2 protein-coding genes are annotated in these 1,460 nt (G+C 57.8%); both read left to right on the top strand.

Annotated elements, in window-relative coordinates; translation table 11 throughout:
• The coding region (locus tag ACZXDY_RS45885; RefSeq protein WP_464350009.1) for a hypothetical protein at window positions 1–191 on the top strand (191 nt) is incomplete at its 5' end.
• The gene (locus ACZXDY_RS45880) at window positions 188–1,204 is read left to right on the top strand and encodes an integrase core domain-containing protein (protein WP_464350008.1); all 1,017 of its coding nucleotides are present in this window, start codon (window positions 188–190) and stop codon (window positions 1,202–1,204) included. The genes ACZXDY_RS45885 and ACZXDY_RS45880, both read left to right, overlap by 4 nt.
• The last annotated feature ends 256 nt before the right edge of the window (window positions 1,205–1,460 follow it).

The following is a 1,460-nucleotide window of genomic DNA, read 5'->3' as shown; positions in this document are numbered from 1 at the left end:
GCGTAAGCAAAGTCTCGGAGCTCTCGACGATGCTGGAAGCTGCTTTCAGCGAAGGCGGCGTGCATCTCGTCGTAGTGTCCGTCGATTACACCGAGAACATGCGCGTACTTGTCAACGAGTTACCCCCTGTATGTACCGAAAACCTTGTCCGGGTTGATGATGTGATGGAATCGCCTAAGTTGGCGGAATGATCGGGCTGCTCTGCTTCGTGCTGGCCGTTTTGGCCTCGCCGTTCAAGTCGAGGTTGCGGCTTGAAGCTGAGAACGCGGCGCTTCGACATCAGTTGATGGTCTTGAGGCGTAGGCTGCATGATCGCGTCTGGCTCACGAACCATGATCGTTGGTTCCTTATCCAGCTGTATCGCTGGTTTCCGTCAATACTGCAGGTTCTCGCGATCATTAAACCCGAGACTCTCGTGCGTTGGCATCGGGCCGGCTTTCGGAACTATTGGCGTTGGAAATCACGTCGACGGGGAGGGCGGCCACAAATCGACACGGAGCTGCGCGGATTGGTCCGGCGGATGAGTGTCGAAAATCCGCTTTGGGGCGCGCCACGCATTCACGGCGAACTGCTCAAGCTCGGGTTTCAGGTCGCGCAGTCGAGCGTCGCCAAGTACATGGTGAAACGACGGGCTCCACCCAGCCAGGGATGGCGAGCCTTCTTGCGTAACCACGCACCGGACATTGCCGCCATGGACTTGTTCGTGGTTCCAACTATCGGTTTTGACCTGCTCTATGCCTTTGTCATCATCCGGCTAGACCGTAGAGACCTCATCTGGATCAACGTCACAGCAAATCCCACGGCCGAATGGGTTGCGCGTCAAGTAACGGAGGCATTTCCTTGGGATGAGGCTCCGCGCTACCTCATCCGCGATCGGGATCGGATCTTTGGCCGCGTCGTCACACGCCGATTGCGCGCCATGGGCATTCGGGACAAGCCTATTGCGCCGGCCTCACCCTGGCAGAACGGCTTTGCCGAACGGTTGATCGGATCGATCCGGCGTGAGTGTTTGGATCACATCATTGTCTTGGGCGAGGCACATCTGCGCCGAATTCTGAAATCCTATGCTCGCTACTATAATGAGACGCGCACGCACTTGGCCTTGGAGAAGGATACGCCCCTATCGCGCACCGTAAAGAGGGCAGGGCGTATTCTTTGCCGCCCAGTCCTCGGCGGATTGCATCACGAATATGACCGGATTTGAGTTTCCGACAGGCACAGGGCGCCATGGCTCACCGCGGAAGAGCTCCGCCAGGTTGTCGCCGACACCCTGACGTCAAACAAAAGATGGTCCCACGACCAGACCGCGACCGTTCTCGAGGTCACGGTTCGCGACACCAAGAGGATTGGCTTTCGCTCAATCGGCGCGTGTGACGATCCTCACGTAAGCGTCGTTCCGCTCCCACCTTCTCGCGGCACACGAGATAGGCGAGTTTCACGATCTCTTTGAAGGGATCGAC

This window comes from Bradyrhizobium sp. LeoB3 (assembly GCF_055456055.1).
The sequence above is the reverse complement of the archived record's forward strand: the minus strand, read 5'-3'. Positions and strand labels throughout refer to the sequence as shown.